The organism is Thermodesulfobacterium thermophilum DSM 1276, from assembly GCF_000421605.1.
Lineage (GTDB): Bacteria > Desulfobacterota > Thermodesulfobacteria > Thermodesulfobacteriales > Thermodesulfobacteriaceae > Thermodesulfobacterium > Thermodesulfobacterium thermophilum.
On sequence record NZ_ATXI01000032.1, the window covers coordinates 1 to 8449 of the forward strand.

Genomic DNA, 8449 nt, shown 5'->3' on the forward strand with positions numbered 1-8449 from the left:
TAATGGCAGTAGCGCCATTTTTTTCGGGCTTTGCCCGTGTTTTAAGGGCGAAAATTCATTCGAGGAAAGGTCCCAGTATATTTCAGGATTACCGCGATATTTTCAAATTAATAAAAAGACAGCGAGTAGTGCCGGCACAGAGTAGCTGGATTTTTTGCTTGACTCCTTACGTAATGATGGCGACAATTTTGCTCATCGCAATGATGACCCCAATTTTAACTTTACAATCGCCATTAAGGATGGTGGGGGATTTAATTGCAATTGTTTATTTGTTTGCTTTGGGGCGGTTTTTTTTCGCTGCTGCAGGTCTAGATTCTGGTAGTGGATTTGCGGGGATAGGTGCCAGCCGTGAAATGACACTGGCAGCGCTGGTGGAACCAACTATTATACTGGTTTTGTTTGTGATGGGGCTCCTTGCCGGTTCGACTGATATAGGTGTAATAAGTCAAAAGGTGGCAACGGGTGAAATATCATATTATAGTCCCACAGTTTGGCTTGCGATGGCAGCTTTTTCTATTGCCGCTTTTATTGAAATTTGTGGTGGCATCCTATGAAGAAAAGATAGAGGAAGAAGAAAAGGTAGGGGGATAAGATGAGATATCTTACAGCTGGAGAATCACACGGGGAGGCTTTGATTGCCATTATTGAAGGGCTTCCTTCAAATCTTTTTATTGATGCAGAATTTATCAATAAAGAGCTGGAAAGAAGACAAAAAGGCTACGGCAGAGGAGGAAGGATGGCTATTGAAAAAGATGAAATACATATAATAAGTGGGGTAAGGGATGGGAAGACTACTGGTGCCCCTCTTGCAATGGAGATTAAAAATAGGGATTATAAAAACTGGAAGGATAAAAAGGTTCCTCCTGTCACAAGGCCCAGGCCAGGACATGCAGATTTACCCGGTTCTATTAAGTATAACCAGAGGGATATAAGAAATATTTTGGAAAGAGCCAGTGCCAGAGAGACGGCGGCAAGGGTGGCAGTTGGAAGTGTTGCCAAGCTTCTCTTGAAAGAATTGAATATATCTTTAAAAAGCAGAGTTTTGGAGATTGGAGGAGCAAAAAGAGAAGAAAAGTGGAAAAGGCTTATTGAAAAAGCGAAAAAAGAAGGGGATACTCTGGGAGGAATAATAGAGATTGTGATTGAAGGGGTGCCTGTTGGGCTGGGAAGCCATGCTCAGTGGGATAGAAAGTTGGATGCGTTACTCGCTTATCATGTGATGAGCGTTCAAGGCATAAAAGGTGTTGAATTTGGACTGGGATTTGAAGGGGCAAGACTTCCCGGATCGCTGGTGCACGATGATATATATTACAAGGAAAACGAGGGTTTTTATAGAAAGACGAATAATGCCGGAGGCATTGAGGGAGGCATGTCAAACGGGAATCCTATAGTGATAAGGGCTGCTATGAAGCCAATTCCCACTCTTTTACGGCCTCTTGACTCTGTGGATATAGCTACAAAAGAAGAGACAAAAGCTATTTATGAAAGGTCGGATGTCACTGCTGTTGAAGCTGCTGCTTGTGTTTTGGAGGCTGTCTGTGCATGGGTGATTGCTGATGAATGCCTTAAAAAATTTGGCGGTGATTCAGTTGAGGAGCTAAAAAGAAACTATGATACTTATTTAGCATATGTGAGAAGTTTTTGAATGATTAACAATAAGTACAATTAAAGGGGGAAGAGGTATGTTAATCAATACCTCGAAGCACGAAGTTTATTATCAGGCAGGTTACTCTATTGGCAGTCAACTTCTTGTAAATGCCCTAGAAGAAATACCTGCTAAAATAGGCGAACTTGGAATGGGAGACCTTAAGCTGCAAAGTGCAAAAAATGATAAGATAATAGTCAAATGGCATGAGTGTTTAACATGTTCGCACTTGCTTCCTATAGGTGAGCCTCAATGCTATTTAGAAACGGGTTTGTTAGCGGGGGTTCTCAACAAACTTTTTAAAAAGAAAGTGGAAGTAAAAGAGACTAAGTGTTGGGGGACAGGAGAAAAGTATTGTGAGATGGAAGCTACCATCTATCCTACTTCTACCAGTGAGGGTTTTAATTTCGTTTTTTCAGAAGAAAGCAATAAATTACTTTTAGCGCTTGCTGTCCAATCTGTTCAAGCAAATAAAAACTATCAAAAGGTCCTCTTAGGGTATATGAACGACGTGAAAGAATTATCTTTAAGCAACGTGGAAACCCTCTTCCATATGATGCCTTTTGGCCTTATAATTGTTGATAGCCAGGGGAAAGTAGTAGAAATAAATAAAACTAGTGTTCATATGCTAGGCATTGGTGGACAAAGGGTGCAAGGTCGATTGTTAGAAGAGATAATACCTTTAACTAATTATTCTGAAATACTTACTGCGAGTAAACCTCAAGTATGGACTTTGCAAAGCGAAAAAGGTGAGACTATTATTGTGATAGGCATGCCTTTTAGTGCCCGTGTTAAAAATGAATACATGCTGTTTCAGCTTTTGCCTGCTGAAAGAGAACTGGTACATCATCTTTTAGAATCCATTACACAGTCAGAAATAGGAATTGAATATAACTACAAAGTTGGAGAAGACGATTGCTCTAAACCTTTTCAATTTAATCATATTCGCACTTTAAATCGGTGTTTTAAAAACGTTTTAATTTTAGCCCAAAAAGCAGCTAAAACTAATGCTACCATCTTAATTGTAGGTGAGAGTGGTACAGGAAAAGGAGTGTTAGCACAGGCTATTCATCAGGAAAGTTTTCGCCGCCATGGTCCTTTTATAAGAGTGAATTGTGCTGCTATTCCTTATGAACTTCTTGAATCTGAACTTTTTGGTTATGAAGAAGGTGCTTTTACTGGAGCTAAGAGGGGCGGAAAGCCTGGTAAATTTGAATTGGGAGATGGAGGGACTATTTTTTTAGATGAAATTGGAGAGATGCCTCTTAACATGCAGGCAAAACTTTTAACTGTCTTGCAAGAAAAAGTGGTAGAAAGATTGGGAAGTACTAAGGCAAGAAAAATAGATGTGCGAGTGATAGCAGCGACTAGTAGAAATTTGGAAAAAATGGTGCAAGAAGGATTTTTTAGGGAAGACCTTTTTTATCGCTTAAACGTAGTTAAGTTGTTACTTCCTCCTTTACGAGAAAGGCCAGAAGACATACCGCTCTTGGTGGAAGATATTTTAAAGAGAATAAACGAGGAATGTGGGGAAAAGTTGCGGATTTCTCCTGCAGCTATGAAATATCTCTTAAGCTATTCTTGGCCCGGCAATGTGAGGGAATTGGAAAATGTTTTAGAGAGGGCTGCTATATTGGCTGAGGGCCAAGAAATTCAGCCTCAACATTTAATGATAGACTATTTTGGACAAAATAAAAGTATAAAGAAAATTTCGCCACTTTGTGAAGTCCAAATGGAAGCAGAAAAAGAAGCTATTATTCGAACTTTAGAAGCTTTTGGTGGCAAAAAAACACGTGCTGCTAAAGCATTAGGTATCTCTCGGCAAGCTCTTTATGCTAAAATGGTTCGCTATGGATTGCTTAAAAAATAGTGTTAATTTTTTTTGACGTGTAAATTTAACTTGACATGATAGACAACAAGACCGGTTGATTTTAACGGTCTTTTTTTTTGGCACGATTTTTGCTAAACAGATAGAAATGGATTTCAGGTGCACCATATAAGGATTGGAGGTATTTGAATGAAAATCGCTATTTCTGGGAAAGGTGGTGTAGGTAAAACCACTATAGCTGCAGGTTTAATTAAATATTTTGCACAAAAGGGTTACCAAGTATATGCTGTAGATGCAGACCCTGATACCAGTTTGGGGATGGTACTAGGGCTTCCTGAGGAAAGGATTGGCAGTCTTAAACCCATTGTAGCTATGCGGGAATTGATTGCTGAAAGGACAGGGGGAAATGGTGCTTTTTTTTCTTTAAATCCGGATGTAGACAGTATTTTGGAAGATTACACTATTCGAAATGGCAATATTCTTTTTTTAAAAATGGGAGCCGTCAAACCGGGGGGTTCTGAGTGTTATTGCCGGGAAAACACGGTACTTAATGCTCTTGTAAATTCTATTATTTTAAAACGCAAAGAAATTGTAGTTATGGATATGAGTGCTGGAATTGAGCATCTTACAAGAGGGACTGCCCGAGGGGTAGATCTTATGCTAATTGTCACAGAACCCACCCTGGTGAGTATCCAAACTGCTCGAGTCGTTCAAAAACTGGCCGCAGAACTTGGTATTTCCAAGATAAAATTTGTGGGCAATAAACTTCGTCAACCCAAGGATGAAGAGTTTATTCTTAGCCACCTGCCCCCAGGTGATGTTATTGGCCTGATTCCCTTCCAAACGGAAATTTTAGACCAGGCTGCCGGTTTTAACAGCGAGCAGTCTTTTACGGCAGCAGGTATTACCGAACTGGCTACTAGGTTGTTAAGCTAACTAGATGTTGCCCGAGCGTATGCCGGAGAACCGGAGTTCTCCGCAGAGATAGCCGTGGCCTTGATTAAGGGAGCAAAAACCAAGGAGGTGAGGTTTAACTAAATGATATTTAATGACGGCCACGAGTGCAGTAGGAATAGCTGCTGCAGAAACCCTCCGGTTTGGGGGTGGGTAAAGCTGAATGGGCCTAGAGCGAGAAAATGGATGCTACAGGTAGGGCTTTATGCCATAAGCAATTTTTAACTTAAAACAAGCACTAATACTTAAAAGCTTGCGGCGTTGCCGCCTATTATTAAAGGAGGTTGATGTTTATGACTAAACAGTGTAAGGTATCTTTGGATCCGGCGGTTTGCGAGATGGTAGAAAAGGCCAGGAGCGCGAAGGTGGAGACGGTCTGGGACCGCTACCAGGCCATGCTCCCACAGTGCGGCTTTGGTGAAACCGGGTTGTGCTGCCGGCACTGCCTGCAAGGCCCCTGCCGCATTGATCCCTTCGGAGGCGAACCCAAGCTCGGCATATGCGGGGCTACTGCGGACGTCATTGTAGCCCGGGGCCTTGATCGCGCTATTGCAGCGGGGGCGGCGTCCCATTCTGGCCATGCCAGACACCTGGCCCATACCCTGAAGCTGGCGGCCAAGGGCAAGGCGCGGGACTACACCATTAAAGACAAAGCCAAGCTGCGCTCTGTGGCTGCGCGACTCGGCATCCCCACCGAGGGGAGAAATATCGCCGAGATTGCTTTAGATGTGGCGGAAGCGGCCCTGGCTGATTTCCACGAGAAAGACACACCGGTAATGTGGGCAGCCACCACTGTGACTAAGAAGCGGGCTAGACTATTTGAGGAAAAAGGTTTGCTCCCCAAGGGTATAGACTACGAAGTATCCGATATCATGCACCGTACCCATTACGGCGTGGATGCGGACCCCGTTAACCTGCTTCTGGGCGGGTTGCGATGTGGAGTGGCAGACCTGGCCGGTTGCTATATGGGCACAGACATGGCTGACATCCTCTTCGGCACTCCCCAGCCGGTGGTGACGGAGGCAAATATGGGGGTGTTGAAGGCCGATGCCGTAAACGTGGCGGTTCACGGCCATAACCCCGTCCTTTCTGAAGTGATCGTTGCGGTGGCCAAGGAGATGGAGGCCGAGGCCAAGGCGGCCGGCGCTTCTGGCATCAATGTGGTGGGCATCTGCTGTACAGGCAATGAGGTACTGATGCGGCACGGCATTCCGGCTTGCACTCACTCGGTGAGCCAGGAGATGGCCCTGGTAACCGGTGCGCTGGATGCCATGGTGGTGGATTACCAGTGCATCATGCCCTCCCTGGCCACGGTGGCCGAATGTATGGGCACTAAGCTCATCACTACCATGGAGATCGCCAAAATCCCCGGTGCCATCCATATCGAGTTTTCAGAGGAGAAAGCCGGGGAGAAAGCCCGGGAGATCCTCCGCCTGGCCATCGAGACTTTCACCCGGCGCCGGGGTAAGCCGGTGGACATACCGCCATATAAGACCAAAGTGGTTGCAGGCTTTTCCGTGGAAGCCATCGTGAAAGCCCTCTCTAAGCTAAATGCCGAGGATCCTTTGAAACCCCTGATCGACCAGATCGCCGCCGGCAATATACGAGGAGTCTGCCTCTTCGCCGGGTGCAACAACGTCAAGGTTCCGCAGGACCAGAATTTTACCGCCATAGCTCGCAGGCTACTTAAGGAGAACGTGCTGGTCCTGGCTACCGGCTGCGGAGCAGGTGCGCTCATGCGCCATGGGTTCATGGATCCGGCCAACGTGGGCGAGCTCTGCGGAGAAGGTTTGAAGGCGGTCCTGACCGCTATAGGTGAGGCCAACGGGTTGGGTGGGCCGCTGCCACCGGTGCTGCATGTGGGCTCCTGCGTGGACACTTCGAGGGCGGTGGCCCTGGCTGTGGCAGTGGCCGACCGGCTGGGCGTAGATACGGATCAGCTGCCGGTGGTGGCTTCGGCTGCTGAGGCAGTGGCGGAGAAAGCCGTCTCCATCGGGACCTATGCCGTGGCTCTGGGCTTACCAACCCACGTGGGAGTCATGCTGCCGGTCCTGGGGGGCCCTCTGGTTACCAAAGTGCTGACAGACAAAGTCAAGGAGTTGACCGGTGGTTACTTTATCGTGGACCTAGACCCCGAGTCCGCGGCCGAAAAGCTCCTGGCGGCCATTGACGAGCGCAGGGCTGCTCTGGGGCTCAGCGTTCCGGGAGGTGGGCGGCGATGATACGGAGAGAGATCTTCGTCCGTTATGATCGATGTGTAGGCTGCCATTCCTGTGAGCTGGCCTGCGCCATAAGCCATACCGCGGCCCGAGACTTGTTTGGGGCTATCTTGGGAGGCGAAAAGGCACAGAAGCTCCTATGGGTAGACCAGGTAGGTCCAGTGAAAGCGCCGGCCGTCTGCCGGCATTGTGAAGACGCCCCGTGCGTGGCGGTCTGCCCAACGGGGGCCATGCACAGGCGGGAGGATGGCCTCAACCTGGTTAATTTGCCCCAGTGCATTGGTTGCTGGATGTGCGCCTTGGCCTGCCCCTTCGGGGCGGTGAGCCGGGGCGATGGCAAAGCTATAAAGTGCGATCGGGAGTGCTTGGATGAGGAAGGTGTGCCAGCCTGCGTTCGAGCATGCCCCACTGGTGCCTTGGTTTTTAAGACTGTAGAAGAATTTGAAGCTGACCGGCGTCGTGAAGGTGTTACTTCATTAAAATAATATCCTTAATAAAGGAAGGTAGAAAGACTACTTTTCTACCTTCCTTTATCAAAATCGTCTTCCAACTAATAGAAAGTTAGAAAATAAAAAATTAAACAAGTTTAAAGAACTACTGTTATTATGTGGATATTTTGAAGGCAGGAGGTAAAACTTGATGACTGTTCAACAGTTATTTTTGTTATCTATTTTCTTATATGTTGTCGGAGCACTTATCTCTTTGGGATTAAATAGGGACGGCAAAATTGCAAATTATGTTTCGGGAACAACTGCTTTCTTGGCAGGATGCACTGGAGTCGCTTCAGCTGTTCCAGTCCTTATTGAAGGAAAAGGTTTTATATTGGAAGGCATGGAGTTTATCCCTTTTGGGCGATTTACAATTAATGTTGATCCTCTTTCAGCTTTTATGACATTGGTTATTTCGCTACTTAGTATTGCCACAGGTATTTATTCTATTTCTTATCAGGAAGAGTATATTGGGAAAGGCACCGGCGTAATGGGTTTTTTAAATAATATCTTTATTGTTTCAATGATTTTGGTAGTTACTATTGACAACGCTTTCTATTTTTTAGTTTTTTGGGAGCTGATGACGCTGGTTTCTTATTTCCTGGTTTGTTTTGAACAGGAAAACAGAGAGGCAATAAAAGCTGGATTTGTCTATTTTGTAATGGCCCATGTTGGTACAGTTTTGATAATGATTTCGTTTATATTATTTTATGTTTATACCGGTACTTTTGATTTTGCCGCTTTTAGGAATGCAAATCTTTTGCCTGTTATCAAGAATTTAGCTTTTCTACTGGCTTTTTTGGGATTTGGGGTTAAGGCAGGCATCGTTCCCTTCCATTTCTGGCTGCCTCAGGCTCATCCTGCCGCTCCTTCTAATGTTTCTGCTCTTATGTCTGGTGTCATGATTAAGACAGCTATTTACGGCATTATAAGAGTTGGGGTGGACTTTTTGGGGGCTTCTGCATGGTGGTGGGGCCTTACGGTCCTTGCCTTTGGGGCTATTTCAGCAGTTTTTGGAGTGCTTTATGCTGTTAGTGAAAATGACCTTAAACGCTTGTTGGCCTATTCCAGCATAGAGAATGTGGGAATTATCCTGATGGGAGTCGGTGCGGGAATGATGGGAATAGCCACAGGGCAGGTTAGTGTAGGCATATTAGGTATTCTGGCGGGTCTTTATCATTTGATAAATCATGCTGTCTTCAAGGGGCTGCTTTTTCTTGGGGGACACTTGTCAAGAGAATTGTGTCTCCTTATAAAATCTCTTTACAAACATTTGCCTCAATTCGTATAAAGCAGACTTAATTAAAGGAAGTGG

General features: G+C 45.6%; 6 protein-coding genes and 1 pseudogene. All 7 read left to right on the plus strand.

What is annotated here, in order from left to right:
• Positions 1–554 (plus strand): respiratory chain complex I subunit 1 family protein (locus H529_RS11030; RefSeq protein ID WP_022856200.1); only part of this gene is annotated, 554 nt, incomplete at its 5' end.
• 38 nt (positions 555–592) lie between these two features.
• The gene (locus H529_RS0109205; protein ID WP_022856201.1) at positions 593–1645 is read left to right on the plus strand and encodes a chorismate synthase; all 1053 of its coding nucleotides are present in this window, start codon (positions 593–595) and stop codon (positions 1643–1645) included.
• Positions 1646–1682: 37 nt separating this feature from the next.
• Complete coding sequence (locus H529_RS10855) at positions 1683–3515, plus strand: sigma 54-interacting transcriptional regulator (RefSeq protein WP_022856202.1); 1833 nt, start codon at positions 1683–1685, stop codon at positions 3513–3515.
• A 147-nt stretch (positions 3516–3662) separates the two neighbouring features.
• Positions 3663–4409 (plus strand): ATP-binding protein, encoded by a 747-nt coding sequence (locus H529_RS0109215; RefSeq protein WP_022856203.1) that lies wholly within the window; start codon positions 3663–3665, stop codon positions 4407–4409.
• Between the two features lie 311 nt (positions 4410–4720).
• Entirely contained in the window at positions 4721–6649 is a 1929-nt protein-coding gene (gene cooS, locus H529_RS0109220) for an anaerobic carbon-monoxide dehydrogenase catalytic subunit (RefSeq protein WP_022856204.1), read from the plus strand.
• Positions 6646–7131: a 4Fe-4S dicluster domain-containing protein gene (locus H529_RS12120; protein ID WP_022856205.1), complete on the plus strand. Its 486-nt coding sequence runs from the start codon at positions 6646–6648 to the stop codon at positions 7129–7131. Before cooS ends, H529_RS12120 begins: the two co-directional genes overlap by 4 nt.
• A gap of 154 nt (positions 7132–7285) precedes the next feature.
• Positions 7286–8356 (plus strand): annotated as a pseudogene (locus H529_RS10860) (proton-conducting transporter transmembrane domain-containing protein); the annotation flags it as partial.
• Between the last annotated feature and the right edge of the window lie 93 nt (positions 8357–8449).